This is a genomic window from Streptomyces sp. NPDC042346 (genome assembly GCF_055581845.1).
In genome coordinates, this window is the sequence record NZ_JBVJEH010000002.1 from 722,792 (window position 1) to 741,097 (window position 18,306).

The window sequence follows — 18,306 nt, forward strand, 5'->3', positions numbered from 1 at the left end:
CAGCGCCCCCCTGCTCCGCCGGGCGCGACGCGCCGTCACAACCGCTCACGGCCTCGGTCCGCCCCGCTCGGATCCGCTCCGGATCAGCCGTGGGGCCAGGCCTCGGCGATCAGCTTCGCTCGGATCACCTGCCACTGGGCCGCCATGTCGTGCACCAGGTACAGGTCCCGGCTGCGGGTCCACGGCTGGCCGGACTCGGCGTCGTAGGCGTGGGGCATGGCTACGCCCCGGGGAGCGTACGCCCTCATGCCCCGGTCCCGGGTGGTCTGGACGCATCGTTTGTGGTGGTCGCGGAAGCCCACGACGCAGGCGGTACCGATGCCGCCGGGCAAGTGGCGGCGGGCCTCGGCGACCTGGGCGGCCACGCCGTCCGTGCTCAGGTAGGTGATGGTGCCGTCCGGTGCGATCACCGGCTCGATCGCGACGACGTCGGTCATGCCGTGTTCGGCTTCCAGGAAGCGGGCGATCTCCCACTGGGCGTAGACGGGGACGTTCCGCGCGGCGCGTATCCGGGCGACCGTCGCGGCCAGCTCCGCGTTCACGGGCCCGGGCTCGGGCAGCGTCGTCGCGGGGTCCCCGCCCCCGACCGCCGGCCGGTTGCCGAATCCGTACGCGACGACGAAGTCCACGGCGGCCAACGGCGCCGTCTCCGGCTCCCAGTCGAAGCCCACGTCGAGGAGGTGCGGGACGAGCTCCTTCGCCGCCGTCCTGTCGCCGAGCTCACGGGCCAGCACGGGAAGCATGTGGTGGGCGAGCCCCCGGGCTCCCGCCGCTCCGGCGACCCCGGCGGGCCCGCCCCCACCGGCTCCGGCCGCCTGGGCGGGCGTGGCGGCGAGCACGGGCGGTACGGCGATCGCGGCGGTCAGCGCGGCGGCGAATTGGCGACGGTGCACGTCAGGTACGGCCCTTCGGTATCGGCCGACCGGATGCCGGCACGCCTCGCATGCTCCCTACACCGAGCAACCGCCCCATGAACCCTCGATGGCCGCCCCCTTGCGCCGACGGGTCGGCCGGCTCCTCGGGGAAAGCCCGGGACATTCGCCTTGGGAGCGCTCTCAACACCTGAGCGGTACAGATATCCTGGTCCGCGTCGGACCGCAGCTCAGCAGACGCAGACGAGGAGCGACCGCCTTGCCCGATCAGACCACGGGGTCCCGCCCCACGCTGGAAGCCGTCGCCGCACGCGCCGGTGTGTCCCGCGCCACGGCCTCGCGCGTCGTCAACGGGGGTGCGGGCGTGCGCGCTCCGCTGGTCGAGAAGGTGACCAGGGCGGTCGAGGAGCTCGGCTACGTCCCGAACCACGCGGCACGCACCCTGGTGACCCGGCGCAACGGCGCGGTGGCGGTGATCATCGAGGAGCCGGAGTTCCGGATCTTCTCCGACCCGTTCTTCGAGCAGCAGGTGCGCGGCATCAGCCGCGAGTTGACGGCGCACGACTCCCAGCTGGTGCTGCTGTGGGTGGAGGGTCCGGGCGACCACGAGCGGATCGCGCGCTATCTGGGCGGCGGGCACGTCGACGGGGCGCTCGCCTTCTCGCTGCACAGCGACGACGCGCTGCCCGCCCTGATCGACCGGGCCCGGATTCCCGTGGTGTTCGGCGGGCGTCCCGCCCCGGGCACCGACCCGGCCGTCCCGTACGTCGACTGCGACAACCGCGGCGGCGCCCGGGAGGCCGTGGGGCACCTCGTCGGTCTGGGCCGCCGGACCGTCGCCCACATCGCCGGGCCCCGTGACCAGACGTCCGCGATCGACCGGCTCCACGGCTACCACGACGTGCTGCCCGACGCCGACCCGGATCTCCTGTGCCAGGGCTCGTTCACCGAGGAGAGCGGCGCCCGCGCCATGGCCGGGCTCCTCGACCGCAGGCCGGACCTCGACGGCGTCTTCGTCGCGAACGACCTGATGGCGACGGGTGCGCTGCGCACCCTGCGGGAGCGCGGGGTGCGGGTCCCCGAGGACGTGGCGGTCGTCGGCTTCGACGACATGGACTCGGTGATCGGCCGGACCTCGCCGGCGCTGACCACGGTGCGCCAGGACATCGAGGGCATGGGCCGGTTGATGGTGAAACTCCTGATGCGGCTGCTCGACGGGCCGGGCGGCGCGGCCCCCGACTCCGTGATCACCCCGACGTCGCTGGTACGCCGCGACTCGGCCTGAGGGCGGGACGGGGAACGCGGAGCGGCGGGGCCGGAGGTGTCTCCGGTCCCGCCGCTCCTGTGGGGGGTGTCGGGTCAGTCGAACGGGATGACGACCACGGAGCGGTCCGTGCCGGTCTGGACGCGCGCGTCCCCGTTCCCGATGGCGCTCCAGACTTCGAGGCGGACCGTCCCGCCGCTCAGGTTGCCGAGCGTCCCGGTGGCGGACTTGAGGCCGCGGGACTGGGCGTACTCCTCCCAGCCCGTCACCGGGTCGGTCGCGAAGTACTGGTACGTCTCGGTCCGTTCGAAGGTGCCGTCACCGGTGAGGTCGTAGCTGATCCGGGCCTGCTGGCCCAGGCCGACGGCCGTCCCGGCGTCGATCTGGAGGCGGAAGGCGGTGGCCCCGCCGGCCCTGAGCGTGCCGTTGACGCCCTTGACCTCGTAGACGACCGGCCGGTTCGGGGTCCCGTCGTGGTTGCCGCCCTGTGCCGAGAGGACGGTGTCGCTGCCCGCCGTGGCGCCGGTGGCCGTGGTGAGCGTGCCGCCGGTGCGGAGCTGGAAGGTGTTCCCGGTGCCGGGCTGCGGCTCGGGGTCGGGGTCCGTGCCGCCGCCGGTGCCGTTGCCCGTCGCGGTGGAACGCGCGGGGACGGTCAGGGACTTGCCGTCGGAGAAGGTGACCGTGCGGGCGGTGGAGCCGTGGTTGTGGGCCACGTACGTCCGTGTGGTGCCCTTGGTGAAGACAGCCGAGGTGGGGAGGGACCCGGTGACGGAGGCGTCGGGGGCGCCGAGTGCGTCGAGGGTGGTGAGCCAGTGGTAGGTGTGGGCCTTGGACTCCCCCGCCTCCGGGGTGTAACCGGCGTTGCCCGCGTCCCACTTGGCCTTCGCGGCGGCCGGGTCGGCGAAGGACTGGAACTCCCAGAGGATGTCCCGCCATTCGACGGCGGGTCCGCCGTTCTCGCGTTCCAGCTCGGCGATGTTGCGCCGGACGGCGTCCTTGTGGCCGCCGAGGTGGAGTGAACCGCCGGTCACGGGGAGGACGTTGATGCCGTGGATCTCCTCGGGGTTGGCGGTCCACCAGGTCGAGTAGGCGGCGCCGCTGCCCCACACCATGCCGGCCGTGTCGTGTTGGAAGCCCGCCGGGAAGACCTGCTGGTCGGCGTCGAACCAGTACTGGGCGATGGCCTCGCCCTCGGTGGTGAGGAGGTACGTGCCGAGGTCGCGCAGGGCGGTGTCGCCGGTGGCCGAGCCCCACAGCACGAGCGCGGCGCTGAGGTTGGTCGACTCGGAGGACGACTCCTGGTTGTTGCCGGCGGCGAAGCCCTGGTGGCCGCTGGCCCAGCTGTGCCCGGCGTAGACGTCGAAGCCGCGCAGGAAGGGGAAGGCGCCGTCGGTGCGGCTGGGGTTGGCGGTGTCGCGGACCAGGGTCTTCACCATGGAGCCCCAGGCGGAGTCGGCGGCCCAGGCCGGGTCGTACTGGGCGACGATCGCGGCCGCGTAGACGTAGTAGCCGTAGTGGAAGTGGTGGTCGTTGAGCTCGGTGTCGCTGCCGTAGGAGGCGGGGTAGCCCGTGAGGATCTTCCATGCCTGGTCGTACGAGAACTCACTCGCTCCGCCGGCCGTGAACCAGTCCTGGAGGCGGCCCTTGATGAGCCCGAGGAGTTTGTCGCGGATCGCGCCCTCGCCGATCTGGTCGGCGAGCGGCACCAGCTGGGCGAGCTTGCCGAGGGCCTTGCCCGTCCAGTACGTGTCGACGGCGCCGGAGAAGGGGTCGGAGGAGTTCGCGACCTCGTTGAGGTAGCCGCGCAGCCGGGCCGTGTCCACGCCCGCGCCGCCCGGGAGTCCGGGCAGTGTGGCGGCCGCCTTCTGGGTGGTGGTGAAGGAGGCCGACTCGCGGACCTTCATGGTGCCGCGGGGCGAGACGTACGTGTACGGGGTGAGCGGGTCGGTGCTGTGCAGCCACTGGTGCCGGTAGAGCGCCTGGAGGGTGCCGCGCTCGGTGCCCTCCTTCGCCTCGGTGGTGAGGCCGTAGGTGGCCCGGACGGTCCCCGCGTCGTAGCTCCAGTTCACCGTGGATCCGGTGACGAAGCTGTACGCGTACTTCCGGAAGGTCGCCAGCGCGTCGGTGGACGGCAGTACGGCGACGGAGAAGTAGTCCTTGCCGCCGAGGCCCGCCGTGATGGTGGAGCCCGCGACGTTCCAGTCGGTGCCGCCGGGCGCGAAGAGGGCGTAGTGGTGGCCCTCGACGGTGATGCCGAGGACGTTGCCCTGGTCGGCGAAGACGGTGGGCGCGGTGGCGGTGGTGATCCGGGCGTCGCCGCCCGTGCCCTTGGCGTACACGAAGGGCATGCCGTGGCCGATGGTGGTGCGCAGGGTGCGCGCGCCGTCGGACCAGTACGGGGTGACGGTCCAGTCGGACCAGGCGTCGACCTTGGTGTCGGGCGAGTTGAGCCCGGTGAGGCCGAGGGTGAGGTCGCGCTTGTGGGCGTACTCGTACTGGCGGCCGTCGCCGACGACGGCGGGGCTGGTCGGGTAGCCGATGTCCAGGCCGCCGGCGGTGGCCTGGTAGGTGAGCGGATGGCCGTACATGGGGGTGGAGTACGGGTTGTCGCCGTAGCGCTGGAAGGCGAGGGAGGACCACCAGTCGTTGGTGGGCACCGGCTTGCCCTGGGCGGCGGCGGTGACCTTGGGGGTGACCGGTGCGCCGGTGTTGGTGGTGGGGCCGGAGGTGCCGGCGGGGCGGGTGTCGGAGTAGCTTCCGGCGCCCACCGGGACGGTGGCGGCTGCCGCGGGGGTGGCGGCGGGGCCGAGTCCCAGGGCGGCGAGGGCGGAGACCAGGGCCAGGACGGCGACCGGTCGGGTGCGGTGCGCCGGGCGGGCGTGGCGCTCCGGGCGGCTTCGGGGGGCTGGACGCGTGCGGGGGGCTGGCATGAACGGCACCTCATGTCGTCACGACGGATCGAACACGGACGGGGGATGGGGGTGGTGCGGCATGCGTACGGGGCCCTGGAGGGGCTCCGAGGGCCTTCAAAGGCCTCCGAGAGCGCTCTCAAGCGCTTCGGATGGCCGAAAACGTAAAACTCTCGAAACCTGGGTGTCAAGAGAGGGGGTACAGGAGGGAGTTGGGCCCGAGTCCAACCCGTTACGCCTTCAAGTCTTGACGGGACACCCGGAGCGCAGGCACGCTCCAACCGCATTCTTGAGAGCGCTCTCAAGCAGTTCTCTCGCTCGCCCCGTAGCCAAGGGAGGCCCCCCATGCCCATCGCCCGAGCCGCCAGAACCACCACCGCCGTCCGCCTCGGGGCGGTCGTCCTGAGCGCGGCACTGCTCGCCGCCTGCGGAAGTTCACCGGACGGGGCGGCCACGGACGGCGCGGGCGGGAAGGTCACGATCACCGTCGACCTGTTCGGCTCCTTCGGCTACAAGGAGGCCGGGCTCTACGCCGCGTACGAGAAGCTCCACCCCGGCGTCACGATCAAGCAGACGGACACCGAGGACGAGGCCGACTACTGGAAGTCCCTCCAGACCCGGCTCGCCGGCGGCGGCGGTCTGGCCGACGTCCAGGGCATCGAGGTGGGGCGGATCGCCTCCGTCACGCAGCAGCAGGCCGACAAGTTCGAGGACCTGAAGAAGTACGGAGCGGACGGTCTCAAGGGACAGTTCGCCGAGGCCAAGTGGGCGGCGGCCACCGGGAAGAACGGCGAGGTGCTCGGACTCGGCACCGACGTCGGCCCCGAGGCGATGTGCTACCGCAAGGACCTCTTCGCGAAGGCCGGGCTGCCGACCGACCGCGAGGAGCTCGCCAAGCGCTGGTCCACCTGGGACGGCTACCTGGGGCTCGGAAAGCAGTACAAGGCGAAGGCCCCCGGCAAGAGCGCCTGGCTCGACAGCGTCGGCAGCCTCTACTCGATCATGATCGGGCAGGAGAAGGAGCGCTACTACGACGCCTCCGGGAAGCTGATCTGGGAGGACAACCCCGCCCTGCGCGCCGCCTGGGACCACTCCGTCCAGGCCGCCGAGGACGGCCTCAGCGCCGAACTCGACCAGTGGTCACCGCAGTGGAACCAGGCCTTCGCCGCCGGTTCCTTCGCCACGATCCCCTGCCCCGCCTGGATGCTCGGCTACATCAAGGGCCAGGCCGGCGAGACCGGCAAGGGCACGTGGGACGTCGCCGCGCTCCCCGGCGGGGCCGGCAACTGGGGCGGCTCCTACCTCGCCGTGCCGAAGGCCGCGCAGCACAAGAAGGAGGCGTACGAGCTGATCACGTGGCTCACCGCGCCCGAACAGCAGGCCACGCTCTTCGAGAAGCAGGGCAACTTCCCCTCCTCCACCGGCGCGATCGAGAAGGTCGGCGCCGCCACGGACCCGTACTTCTCGAACGCGCCGATCGGCAAGATCTTCGGTGACGCGGCGAAGGCGGCGCCGGTCCAGGTCCTGGGCGTGCACGACCAGAACATCGCCCAGCAGATCACCAACGCGCTGAGCGAGGTCGAGCGCAAGGGCACCGCGCCCGAGAAGGCCTGGGAGAACGCGCGGAAGGGTGTCGCGAACACCCTCGGCTGATCCCGGTGCCGGACGGGCGGCCCGCTCCCCCGCGTACGCCCGTCCGGCACCGCCGTTCCTCCGCCTCGACTCCTCCCCGAAGGGCCGCACCATGACCCTCACCGCACCCGCGACACCGCCACCGTCTCCGTCACCTTCACCGTCCGAGCAGCTCCCCGCGCCCCGGCGGGAGCCGTCCGTCCGGCGGGCCTGGCGGAAGGCCTCGCCGTACGCCTACATCGCCCCCTTCTTCACCCTCTTCGCCGCCTTCGGCGTCTTCCCGCTGATCTACACGGCCTACGTCTCGCTGTACCGGGTCGAGCTCCAGACGCCCGGCGACATGGAGTGGCGGGGGCTCGGCAACTACACCGCGCTGCTCGGCGACACGTTCTTCTGGACCGCGCTGCGCAACACCTTCACCATCGGCGTCCTCTCCACCGTGCCGCAGCTGGTCATGGCCCTCGGGCTCGCGCATCTTCTCAACTACCGGATGCGCGGCCGCACTTTCCTGCGGACCGCGATCCTGCTGCCGTACGCGACCTCGGTCGCCGCCGCCACCCTCGTCTTCGCCCAGCTCTTCGGGCGCGACTTCGGACTGATCAACTACGTGCTCGGTCTCGTCGGCTTCGGCCCCGTCGACTGGCAGACCGGCACGGTCGCCTCGCAGATCGCCGTCTCGACCGTCGTCGTCTGGCGCTGGACCGGTTACAACGCGCTGATCTACCTGGCCGGCATGCAGTCGATCCCGGACGAGCTGTACGAGGCCGCCGCGATGGACGGCGCCTCGCGCTGGCGCCAGTTCCTCCACGTCACGCTGCCCGGGCTGCGGCCCACCATCGTCTTCACCGTCATCGTCTCGACGATCGGCGCGACCCAGCTCTTCGGGGAGCCGCTGCTCCTCGAAGGCTCGATCTCGGGCGGCATCTCGCACCAGTACCAGACGCTCGGCCTCTACATGTACGAGCAGGGCTGGGGCTTCTTCCACCTGGGCCGGGCCGCCGCCATCGCCTGGGTGATGTTCCTGCTCATCGTGGTGCTCGTCGGGGTCAACGCCCTGATCGCGCGCCGCCGTTCCCGCAAGGAGGCCGGCCGATGACCGCGCCGAGCACCACCGAGGTCCCGCCCCGCCCGGCGCGGCCCGCCCGCTCCGTCCCGGCGGCCCCGCCCCGGCGCGGCGGACGCCCCTCCTCCCGGGCGGGCCGCACCCTGCACGCGGGTCCCGTCGCCTACGCGATCCTGATCGTCGCCGTCCTCGTCTCGGCCTTCCCCTTCTACTGGACGCTCGTCGCGGCGAGCCGCTCCAACGCCGACCTGGCGCAGGTCCCGCCGTCCCTGGTGCCCGGCCCGCACCTGATACGCAACTTCGAGGCCGTGCTCGAAGAGGCCGACATCGGGAAGGCGTTGCTCAACTCGCTCATCGTCTCCGGGTCGATCACCCTCGGCACCGTCCTGTGCTGCACGCTCGCCGGTTTCGCCTTCGCCAAGCTGCGGTTCCGCGGCCGGGGCGCACTGCTCGCGGTGACCGTCGGCACGATGATGATCCCGCCGCAGCTCGGTGTGATCCCGCTGTTCATGCTGATCGCCGAGCTGGGCTGGGTGAACCAGCTCCAGTCGGTGATCCTGCCGGGACTCGTCTCCGCGTTCGGCGTGTTCTTCATGCGGCAGTACCTGGTGCAGACGCTGCCGGACGAGCTGATCGAGGCGGCCCGGGTCGACGGCGCGTCCACCGCCCGGATCTTCTGGTCGATCGTGGTGCCGATCGCCCGGCCCGGCATGGCGGTCCTCGGGCTGCTGACCTTCATGGCCGCGTGGAACGACTTCTTCTGGCCGGTCGTCGCCCTCACCTCCTCCGAGCCGACCGTCCAGGTGGCCCTGCGGCAGCTCGGCGGCGGCTACGTCCACGACCAGTCCGTGATCATGGCGGGCACCCTGCTCGGCACCCTTCCGGTGCTGCTGGTCTTCGGCCTGCTCGGCCGGCAGATCGTCGGCGGCATCATGCAGGGCGCGGTCAAGGGCTGACCCCCTCCGGCGCCCCGTCCCTCCCCAACAGACGTCTCACTCCCGGGAGTTCCCACCTCATGACCGCGCTCGACGCACGTCCCGACACCTCGAACGTCCTGCGTTTCCCGCAGGGATTCCGCTGGGGCACCGCCACGGCGGCGTACCAGATCGAGGGTGCCGCAGCCGAGGACGGCCGTACGCCGTCCGTCTGGGACACCTTCAGCCGCACTCCGGGCAAGGTGCGCAACGGCGACACCGGCGACATCGCCGCCGACCACTACCACCGGCTCGACGAGGACATCGCCCTGCTGCGGCGGCTCGGCGTCACCGACTACCGCTTCTCGATCGCGTGGCCGCGGATCGTGCCCACCGGTCGCGGACCGGTCGACTCCCGGGGCGTCGACTTCTACCGGCGGCTCGTCGACGGCCTGTTGGGGGCCGGCATCCGGCCCGTGGCGACGCTCTACCACTGGGACCTCCCCCAGGAGCTCGAAGACGCGGGGGGCTGGCCGCAGCGGGAGACCGCGTACCGCTTCGCCGAGTACGCGGGCGTCATGGCGGACGCGCTCGGCGACCGGGTGGCGACCTGGACGACGCTCAACGAGCCCTGGTGCGCGGCCTTCCTCGGCTACGGCAACGGCGTGCACGCCCCGGGGCGCACCGACGCCCTCGCCTCGCTGCGCGCCGCCCATCACCTCAACCTGGCCCACGGGCTGGCCGCGCGCGTGCTGCGCGGGGCGCTGCCCTCCTCGGCCGAGGTGTCCCTGACGCTCAACCTGCATGCGGTACGGGCCCTTTCGGATTCGCCCGAGGACCGGGACGCGGCCCGCAGGATCGACGCCGTCGGCAACCGGATCTTCCTCGACCCGGTCTTCCACGGCCGGCTCCCCGAGGACCTGGTCCGTGACACGGCCGGGATCACGGACTGGTCGTTCGTCGAGGACGGCGACCTGGCGACGGCGGCGGCGCCGATCGACTCGCTGGGCATCAACTACTACTCCCCGGCGGTCGTCGCGGCGGGCGTCTCCGAGTCGCCGTCGCCGTGGGCGGGCGCCGAGCGGCACGTGCGGTTCGAACCGGCCCCCGGGCCGCGTACCGCGATGGACTGGCCGGTGGACGCGGACGGACTGTACGAGCTCCTCGTCCGGCTGCGGGACGAACTGCCGGACGTTCCCCTGGTGGTGACCGAGAACGGAGCGGCGTACGACGACTACGCCGACCCGTCGGGGAACGTGAAGGATCCGGAGCGGGTGGCCTATCTGCACGCGCACCTGGCGGCGGTGCACCGCGCCCTCGCGGACGGGGCGGACGTGCGGGGCTACTTCCTGTGGTCGCTCCTCGACAACTTCGAGTGGGCGTACGGCTACAGCAAGCGGTTCGGCATCGTGCACGTGGACTTCGCCACGCAGCGCCGGACGCTCAAGGACAGCGCCCGGTGGTACGCGGAGGTCATCGCCCGAGGGGGGCTTGCGGAGGCCTGAGCGACCGTACGCGTGCCCGGTCCTACGCGCGCAGTGCGCCGGCGACGAAGGACCGGGTCCACGGCACGGCCGACTCGACGGGGATGTGCTGGTCGTCCGCCGGGAAGAAGTCCAGGAACCCGGCGGCCCCGTAGTCCCCGCATGATCGCCGCGATCTTGATCATCATCCGAGGGTCAGCGGCACTTCGCGGGGGAGTCGTCACATGAACAGGTTCCGGGCAGCCGCGGTCGCGGAGACGCGAGGGGGGTGCCGCGACACCCCCCTCGGGTCCGCGGCACCCCCCGGTCAGCGACCCGTGGGGGTCACAGGGCCTGCCACAGGGCCGGGACGTTCGGCGGCTCCCAGCCGGTCTGGGCCTGGTGGCCCTGGAGGCAGCGGTAGGTCGAGCCGCCGTACGTGACGGTGTCACCGGCCGCGTAGACCTTGCCCGCCGACCAGGTGCCGCCCGGCTGCGGTTCGCCGGGGCCGGGGCCCGGGTCGGTCCCGGTGGTCTTCAGGGTCAGGCCGTAGTTCTGCAGCAGCGGGTTCAGCGGCTGGAAGAAGGTCGTGCCGCCGCTGGAGCAGTTGCCCGAGCCGCCCGAGGTCACGCCCTGGGCCTGGCTGCCGGAGATGTACGAGCCTCCGGAGTCGCCGGGTTCGGCGCAGACGGTCGTGCGGGTCACGCCGGAGATGGTGCCCTCCGGGTAGGTGACGCTGGTGTTGTGCTGTTGGATCGTGCCGCAGTGCCAGCCGGTGGTCGAGCCGGAGCGGCAGACGGACGCGCCGACGGGCTGGAGGACCGAACCGGTCACCTGGACGTTCGCGCCGCCGGAGCCCTTGACGTACGGGGTGGAGGTCCAGTTGGTGTTGGCGGCGACCCAGGCCATGTCGTTGCCGGGGAAGATCGAGCCCTGGAAGCTGCCCTGGGCGACCTGGTTGAAGCCGGTGGTCGTGGTGCCCGCGCGGCCGCAGTGGCCCGCCGTGGCGAAGCCCTGCGTGGTGCCGCGGGTCACCGCGAAGCCGACGGAGCAGCGGCCGCCGCCCATGTAGTACGCGTCGCCGCCCCGGATGTCGTACAGCGGGCGCGGTGCCTCGGCCGTCCTGACCACCCGCACCAGGTCGCGCGGGACTCCGGTGGCCCGGACGAGCCGCGCCCCGGCGCCGGGCCGTGTCTCCTCGACGACGAGGACGTTGGCGCGGACGTCGACGTAGCGGACGGGCGCCTCGGCCGTGGCGGCCCCGTCGAGGGTCCGCTTGGCCCGCTCCAGGGCGGTCAGGCTGTGCGGGACGAGCCGGGCGTCGGCTCCAGTGGCGCGTATCGCGGCCGCGTCGGCGGCGCGGGTGGTGGCCACGGTCAGGGTGCCGGAGTCCGGCCCGTCGACCCAGGCTCCGGCGAAGGCGCCGCCGAGGCCCTGGCGAAGCCGGGCGGCGGTGGCACCGGCCTCGGCCTCGTTGGCGAGCCGCGTCAGTGCCTGGGGGCGGGTGAGTCCCAGGTCGCGCTGCATGGCGGAGAGGAGTTCGGGCTGGGCGGCGGAGGCGGCGAGGGTCCGGGCTGCGGTCTTCGCGGCCGGGTTCCCGTCCGGGGCCGCGGTGGCGGTTCCGGCCTGGAGGCCGGCCAGCGCCATCCCGGCGGCGACCAGCGCGGTACACGCCGCGCGGGCGTGTCGTCGGAGCATGGGGTGTCTCCTCGGTTCTCGGTGGGGGTTCTGCCGGAACCGTAGGGATCCGCCTGGGGGCGGCGGGAGTTGTCAGTCGGCCCCTGCCACGGCGTTATGCCCCGGGACGCTGATCCGGCCCGCGCTGTGGGCCAGTGCCTCCGCGTGGGCGGCGCGGGTGTGGTGGAGGACGGTGGCGGCCCGCCCGGCAGTCCGCCCCTCGGGGTGCCAGCCGATGAGATGGCGCCAGACCAGCGGGGCGCCGGCCAGGGGCCGGGTCACGATGCCCGGCGTCGCGGGGAAGGTGGCCCGGCAGAGGCCGACGGCCCGCCCCACCTGGACCAGGTGCACGCAGGAGGCGGTGTCCGTCTCGTACACGCAGGCCGGGGTGAAGCCCGCGCGCACGCACGCGGCGGCGAAGCAGTCGCCGAAGCAGCCGTCGCCCGGGACGTCGGTCCAGGCCTCCGCCGCCAGTTCGGCCAGGTCGAGTTCGGTACGGGAGGCCAGCGGGTGGTCGGCGGCCAGCATCACGTACACCGGGTCGCGGGCGACCTCCGTCCAGGCGAGCCGTCCCGCCTCGGGCGGCGCGCTCTCGCCGCAGACCCCGACCAGGGCGAAGTCCAGCCGGCCGGCGGCGACCCCGCGGGCGATCTCCCGCTCCGACCAGGAGGTGTACGTGGTCACCGGCGAGCCCGGCTCGGTGCGGGCGAGCCGGTCGACGAGGCCGCCGAGCAGCGGGCCGTGGGTGCCGCCGAGCCGGTAGCCGCCCGCGCCCTCCCGGGCGAACCGCACCGCCTCCTCCTGCAACTCGCACACGGCGGGGAGGACGACCCGGGCACGGTCGAGGACGAGGTCGCCGAGCGCCGTGGTCCGCACCCCCTCCCGCCCGCGCTCGAACAGCACCCCGCCGAGGGCCCGTTCGATGCGCTTGAGCTGGGCGCTGAGCGCGGGCTGCGCGAGGCCGAGCGCGGTGGCGGCGCGCGTGAGACTGCCCGCGTCCGCGATGGCCCGGATCGCCTTGAGGTGCCTCAACTCCAAGTCCATACCGAGAGCTTGACGCCCCGCCCCCAATAGGTCCAGACCAGGGACGGCCGGGAGCGCGCGTCCGTGCGCCTCGATGGTCCCCGTGCGCCTCAGTGCCGCTCGGTGAGGAGCGTCGCCAGGTCGTCGGCGAACGCGACGAGCCAGTCGAGCGCGGATCCGCCGCGGGCGTGCCGGAATCCGTGCCGGCGCCCCCAGAACGCGGCCTGCACGGCGTGGAGTTGTGCCCATCGCCGGACCCGCTCGCGGTCGAGTTCGGACGCGTCGACGAAGACGTCCAGCGCGTGCCGGGCGGCCGTGCGCAGATCGTCGGCCTCGAGGAAGGCGAGGGCCCGGGACTTGAGGAGCGTGCCGCCGTCGTAGGCGGGGTCGCCGACGTACCCCTTGGGGTCGACCGCGAGCCATGGCTCGCGGTCGGCGCTCAGGATGTTGCCGGGGTGGAGGTCGCCGTGGATGAGGGTGTCCGGCTGCGTGGCGCCGAGTTCGCGGACGGTCGCCACGGCGGCGTCGACGACGGTGGACGCCAGGGCGCCGGGGAACTCGGCTGCGTCCTCGCGGAGTTGCTCCTCCCAGGCGTCGGCCTGGTCCCGCAGCCGGGGCAGGCCGGGCGGCGCCGGGACGGCGAGCCGCCGGCCGAGCCGAGCCGCGACGGTCAGGACCTCGTCGCCGTCCCGCACCTCGGCCAGGGTCGACGTCCGGGCGCGTTCGAGGAGCATCGCGAAGCGCGCGTCGTCCCGCTCGTGGAGCAGGACGGCCCCGCGTCCGCCCCACGCCTCGAAGGCGTCCGGTTCGTGGATGTTGCCGGGGTGCGGAAAGGACACCTTCAGCGCGGTCGCCCCACCGCCCTTCCGCCGCACCGGGACGATGACGCCGACGCCGCCGTGCATGACGTCCCCGTCGGGGACGCACTCCCAGAGCTCCATCAACTGCTCGACGATTCCGGGCAGTTCCGCGAGCCATGCCGCCCCGGACTCCCCCTCGCGCTCGACGGTGGTCCGCGCGAACGCCTCTGGTGTCCTGATCATCCGTTCACCGTACGCGCCGGGGGAGGCCGCTCCACCAGGACCTTGAAGAATGTTCACATCCATGACCGTGAATCACATACACATCTATTGACGCGTTCACGGCGAGGCCTCTAGCGTCCCACGGCAAGCGCTTTCTACCCGCCCGTGAACCCCTCACCCTGGAGACCAACGATGCGAACGGGACCCGTCATCGCGTGCGTCAGCCTGCTGGCCGGCACGCTCGTCGCCCTGTCCGGTACGACGGCACAGGCCGCGTCCACCACCTACGAGGCCGAGGCCTCGCCCGCGGTCTGCACCGGCACCGTCGACTCCGACTGGGCCGGCTTCTCCGGCACCGGATTCTGCAACGGCACCAACGCGGTGGGCGCCTACGCGCAGTTCACCGTGAACGCCCCGGCAGCGGGCACCGCCACGCTCGCGGTCCGCTTCGCCAACGGGACCACGGCCGCGCGGCCCGCGGCCCTCACGGTGAACGGATCGGCGGTCTCGTCGTCCTCGTACGAGGCGACGGGCGCGTGGACGACATGGGCCACGAAGACGTTCACGGTGCCGGTCAACGCGGGCGCGAACACCGTCCGCCTCGACCCGACCGGCGTCACGGGCCTGCCCAACATCGACCGTCTCGACGTCGAGACGGCCGGCACCACCACCCCGCCGTCGGGCGCCGCGCTCTACGTCGCACCGAACGGCACGGACGGCGCCGCCGGAACCCTCGCGGCCCCCACCACACTGAGCTCGGCCATCGCGCGCGTCACGTCCGGCGGGACGATCTACCTCCGCGGCGGCACGTACCACCACTCCCGGACGATCACCATCCCCGCCGGCAGCAACGGCACCGCCGCCGCCCGCACGAAACTCTCCGCCTACCCCGGCGAGCAGCCGGTACTGAACTTCTCGGCCATGACCGAGGACCCGGCGAACCGCGGACTCGCCGTGAACGGCTCGTACTGGCACATCAGCGGCATCGTCGTCGAACGCGCCGGTGACAACGGCATCTTCGTCGGCGGCAGCGACAACGTCATCGAGCGCACCGTGACGCGCTTCAACCGCGACTCCGGACTCCAGCTCTCCCGGATCGCCTCCACCACGCCCCAGAGCCAGTGGCCGTCCCGCAACCTCGTCCTGAGCGCTGAGTCGCACGACAACGCCGACGCGGACGGCGAGGACGCCGACGGCTTCGCGGCCAAGCTCACGGTCGGCCCCGGGAACGTCTTCCGCTACGCCGTCTCCCACCACAACATCGACGACGGCTGGGACCTGTACACCAAGACCGACACCGGCCCCATCGGAACCGTCACCATCGAGGACTCCCTCGCCTACGAGAACGGCACCCTCTCCGACGGCACACAGAACGCCAGCGGCGACCGCAACGGCTACAAGCTGGGCGGCGAGGACATCGCGGTCGACCACGTCGTCCGGCGCAGCATCGCCTACCGCAACGGCAAGCACGGCTTCACGTACAACAGCAACCCGGGCACGATGGCCGTGTCGAACAACCTCAGCGTCGACAACGCGCAGCGCAACTACTCCTTCGACGCGGGCACTTCGGTCTTCCGGAACAACACGTCGTGCCGGAGCGGCAGCGGCACGAACGACCGGACCCTCGGTGACGCCGACGGCTCCAACCAGTTCTGGTCCGGCACGAACGGCTCCCGGTGCGCCGCGTACTCCGGCGCCCTCGGCTGGTCGTACGCCACGGACGGCCGTCTCGCCGTGACCCTCGGCGGCAGGCCGGTCACCCTGTGACCGACCCGCTCCCGTACGACACACCCCGTTCACGGAGCCGACACGGGACTGTCGTACGGGAGCGGGAATGCCCTTGTCTCACAGGCGAGTTGGCCCAGACATGACTCTCGGAGTAGTCCTCAGCACGACCAAGCGCCAGCTCCCGATCGACGACACCGTGCGCCTCGCGCGGGAGGCCCACGACGCCGGGCTGCACTCGGCGTGGTTCGGTCAGTCCTTCGCGTACGACTCGCCCTCGCTCGCCGCGATCGTCGGGCGCGAGGTGCCCGGACTCCACGTCGGAACCGCGGCGATCCCCGTCTTCGGCCGCCACCCGCTGATCGTCTCCAGCCAGGCCCAGACCGCGCAGGCCGCCACCGGCGGGCGCTACCACCTCGGGCTCGCCCTCGGCACCAAGCACCTGACCGAGGAAGGTTTCGGACTGCGGTACGAGCGGCCCGTCCGGCTGCTCCGGGAGTTCCTCACCGCTCTGCGCCAGCTGGTGGAGACGGGCGGCGCGGACTTCCACGGCGAGCTGCTCACGGCCACGACGCCGTGGCCCGCGGCCGTGCCCGGGGCCGAGCCGCCGGTGCCGCTGCTCGTCGCCGCCATGGGGCCGCAGGCCCTGCGGGTCAGCGGTGAACTGGCCGACGGGATCCTGCCGTTCCTGGCCGGGCCGCGCGCGCTCGCCGAGGACATCGTCCCCGCCGTCACCGCCGCGGCGGCCGCGGCGGGCCGGCCTGCGCCCCGGATCGTGGCCATCGTTCCCGGTGTGGTCACCGCCGACACCGAGTCCGTACGGCAGGAGGCGTTCGAATCCCTGTCGCTCTTCGACGGGATCCCCTCCTACCAGCGGGTCATCGCCCGCTCCGGCGGCACCCGGGCCGGCGACCTTGCGGTGGTCGGCGACGAGGAGACCGTCGCCGCCGAGGTGCGGCGCTACCGCGAGGCGGGGGCGACGGAGGTGGTGTTCACGTCGACGCACCTGGGCGGCGAGGCCGACCGCGTGCGTACGTGGAAGCTGCTCGGCGAGCTGTCGAGGGAGTCCGTCGCGAAGGAGTCCGGCGCGAAGGACGGCACGGAGGAGTCCGGCACGAGGGGGTGAAGCCCCCCGGCATCACCCCCTCGCCCGTCCCCCCTCGTCCCCCGTCCCCCGTCCCCCTGGCCCCGTCCCTCCGCCCCTCCGCCCCTCCGTCAGGAGGCGTTCGGACCCACGTCCGCCGTCGTCAGGGGGCGGCGGACCGGGGCCAGGGTCGAGTACTCGTCCGCGCCGATGTCCCGCACCGGGCCACGGGCGTGGCCGTCGAGGTCCTCGACCACGGCCACGCCGGTCAGCGAGGCCGCCCCGATCGCCGGGCTGTCCGCCGCGAGGCGGAACACGCCGTCGGACTCCTGCTGGAGGCGCGGGTCGACGCGGACGTAGCCCGCCGCGGGCAGGTTCCCGTCGGCCGCGGCGCCCCACAGGATGTTGCTGTGCCAGGTGAAGCCGCTGGTCGCACCCATCGCGACGAGGCTGCCGACGTCCCCGACCAGCAGGTTGTCGGCGACGACCACGTCCTGGGGTGCGTAGTCCCGGGTCTCGCCCGAGAGGGTGCTCCTGTTGCCGCGCAGGGTGTTGTGCGCGATCACCGCGCGGTCGCAGGCGTCGTTGCCGCGCCGCTCCTCGGTGGTCTCGCCCTCGTGGTGGTCGCGGGTGGAGCCGCTGCCGATGACGAGGGCTCGGCCCGAGAGGCCGGCGAGGTAGTTGTTGACGACGAGGTGGTCGTTTCCGTAGACGCGGACGCCGTCCTTGCCGTCGAGGACGTGGTTGCCGTCCACCGTGGAGCGGTTGCCGTGGCGCAGCACGATGCCGCCGACGCTGTCGCGGATCGTGTTGTACCGGATCGTGTTGTCGGAGGACTTCACGGAGACGGCCTCGGGGTCGCCGTCGCACCGCTCGAAGAGGTTGTACTCGACGGTCGCGTGGGCGCCGGACAGGGCGCGGCCGCTGACGCCGAGGCGGATCGGTTCGCCGCCGTTGGCTCCGGTGTAGCTGTGGTCGGAGAAGTGGTTCCTGAGGATCTGGAGGCGCTGGGCCATGGCCGTCGTGCCGGGGCCGTCGACCACGACGAAGATGCCCTCGGTGGACTTGTCGTGGAAGTGGTTCCGGTCGATCTTGGCGTCGTCGCCGCGCACGACGACCCAGTCGAGTCCGGCGATGTCGGCGAACCGGAAGTCGTTGCGGGTCAGCCGGATGCGCGGGCTGTTCGCCGGGATCTCCAGGGTGGTGCTCTGCCGCAGGGCGAAGCCGCTGACGACGATGTTGCTGGAGTTGTCGAAGACGAAGCTGCGCTCGCCCTGGAGCACGGCGCCGCCGCGCGACGCGGAGACGATGGTGATGGGTGCGCTGCTCGTGCCGTTCCGGCCCGAGACGGTGATCGCGCCACCGGACGGGACGGTGTACGTGCCGGCGGCGACGACGATGCGGTCCCCGGCGACCGCCCGGTCGATCGCGCTCTGGAGGTCGTACAGATTGGTGACCCGGGTCTCCGTGGCCGCCGAGGCGCCGGTCGCGAGGAGGGTTTCGAGCGGCAGGACGGCGACGGCCGCTCCCAGCGTGCTGCCCTTGAGAAACGTGCGACGCCGCATGTCGGCTCCTGATGTCGTCCCCGTTGGCGTCCGGACGGTACGGCAACTCCCCCAGCTTGAGGCCGGTCGCTGACGTTCCGCTTACGCGCCGCT

The 18,306-nt window shown here is 72.5% G+C and carries 13 protein-coding genes; 7 read left to right on the forward strand and 6 right to left on the reverse strand.

The window, feature by feature from the left end:
- Positions 1–83: 83 nt before the first annotated feature.
- Positions 84–893, reverse strand: a complete 810-nt coding sequence (locus ACZ6K0_RS11925) for a hypothetical protein (RefSeq protein WP_376398772.1) — start codon at positions 891–893, stop codon at positions 84–86.
- A gap of 238 nt (positions 894–1,131) precedes the next feature.
- Here ACZ6K0_RS11925 and ACZ6K0_RS11930 point away from each other — a divergent pair, with 238 nt between their 5' ends.
- Complete coding sequence (locus ACZ6K0_RS11930; RefSeq protein ID WP_469231799.1) at positions 1,132–2,157, forward strand: LacI family DNA-binding transcriptional regulator; 1,026 nt, start codon at positions 1,132–1,134, stop codon at positions 2,155–2,157.
- A 74-nt stretch (positions 2,158–2,231) separates the two neighbouring features.
- Here the strand turns inward: ACZ6K0_RS11930 and ACZ6K0_RS11935 are convergent, their stop codons facing one another.
- Positions 2,232–5,066 carry a glycosyl hydrolase gene (locus tag ACZ6K0_RS11935; RefSeq protein WP_376398778.1) on the reverse strand — a complete coding sequence of 945 codons (2,835 nt, stop codon included), beginning with the start codon at positions 5,064–5,066 and terminating at the stop codon, positions 2,232–2,234.
- 324 nt (positions 5,067–5,390) lie between these two features.
- On the opposite strand from ACZ6K0_RS11935, the gene ACZ6K0_RS11940 reads away from it, so the two are divergent.
- From ACZ6K0_RS11940 to ACZ6K0_RS11955, 4 genes are all read left to right on the forward strand, one after another.
- Entirely contained in the window at positions 5,391–6,698 is a 1,308-nt protein-coding gene (locus ACZ6K0_RS11940; RefSeq protein ID WP_376398780.1) for an ABC transporter substrate-binding protein, read from the forward strand.
- 91 nt (positions 6,699–6,789) lie between these two features.
- Complete coding sequence (locus ACZ6K0_RS11945; protein ID WP_376398783.1) at positions 6,790–7,773, forward strand: carbohydrate ABC transporter permease; 984 nt, start codon at positions 6,790–6,792, stop codon at positions 7,771–7,773.
- Entirely contained in the window at positions 7,770–8,696 is a 927-nt protein-coding gene (locus ACZ6K0_RS11950; RefSeq protein ID WP_376398786.1) for a carbohydrate ABC transporter permease, read from the forward strand. Before ACZ6K0_RS11945 ends, ACZ6K0_RS11950 begins: the two co-directional genes overlap by 4 nt.
- 59 nt (positions 8,697–8,755) lie before the next feature.
- Entirely contained in the window at positions 8,756–10,159 is a 1,404-nt protein-coding gene (locus tag ACZ6K0_RS11955) for a GH1 family beta-glucosidase (RefSeq protein WP_469231802.1), read from the forward strand.
- Positions 10,160–10,462: 303 nt separating this feature from the next.
- On the opposite strand, the gene ACZ6K0_RS11960 is transcribed toward ACZ6K0_RS11955, so the two are convergent.
- The 3 genes from ACZ6K0_RS11960 to ACZ6K0_RS11970 form a co-directional block, all read right to left on the reverse strand.
- Entirely contained in the window at positions 10,463–11,815 is a 1,353-nt protein-coding gene (locus ACZ6K0_RS11960) for a carbohydrate-binding protein (protein WP_376398792.1), read from the reverse strand.
- A gap of 72 nt (positions 11,816–11,887) precedes the next feature.
- Positions 11,888–12,838 (reverse strand): LysR family transcriptional regulator, encoded by a 951-nt coding sequence (locus ACZ6K0_RS11965; protein WP_469231805.1) that lies wholly within the window; start codon positions 12,836–12,838, stop codon positions 11,888–11,890.
- An 89-nt stretch (positions 12,839–12,927) separates the two neighbouring features.
- A complete protein-coding gene (locus ACZ6K0_RS11970; RefSeq protein ID WP_469231807.1) occupies positions 12,928–13,860 on the reverse strand; it encodes an aminoglycoside phosphotransferase family protein in 933 nt (310 codons plus the stop codon).
- Positions 13,861–14,031: 171 nt separating this feature from the next.
- Between ACZ6K0_RS11970 and ACZ6K0_RS11975 the strand changes: the two genes are divergently transcribed.
- Positions 14,032–15,606 carry a carbohydrate-binding protein gene (locus tag ACZ6K0_RS11975; protein ID WP_469231809.1) on the forward strand — a complete coding sequence of 525 codons (1,575 nt, stop codon included), beginning with the start codon at positions 14,032–14,034 and terminating at the stop codon, positions 15,604–15,606.
- 100 nt (positions 15,607–15,706) lie between these two features.
- The gene (locus ACZ6K0_RS11980; protein ID WP_469231811.1) at positions 15,707–16,690 is read left to right on the forward strand and encodes a TIGR03564 family F420-dependent LLM class oxidoreductase; all 984 of its coding nucleotides are present in this window, start codon (positions 15,707–15,709) and stop codon (positions 16,688–16,690) included.
- 89 nt (positions 16,691–16,779) lie between these two features.
- On the opposite strand, the gene ACZ6K0_RS11985 is transcribed toward ACZ6K0_RS11980, so the two are convergent.
- Positions 16,780–18,213 carry a polysaccharide lyase 6 family protein gene (locus ACZ6K0_RS11985; protein WP_469231812.1) on the reverse strand — a complete coding sequence of 478 codons (1,434 nt, stop codon included), beginning with the start codon at positions 18,211–18,213 and terminating at the stop codon, positions 16,780–16,782.
- Positions 18,214–18,306 lie beyond the last annotated feature (93 nt).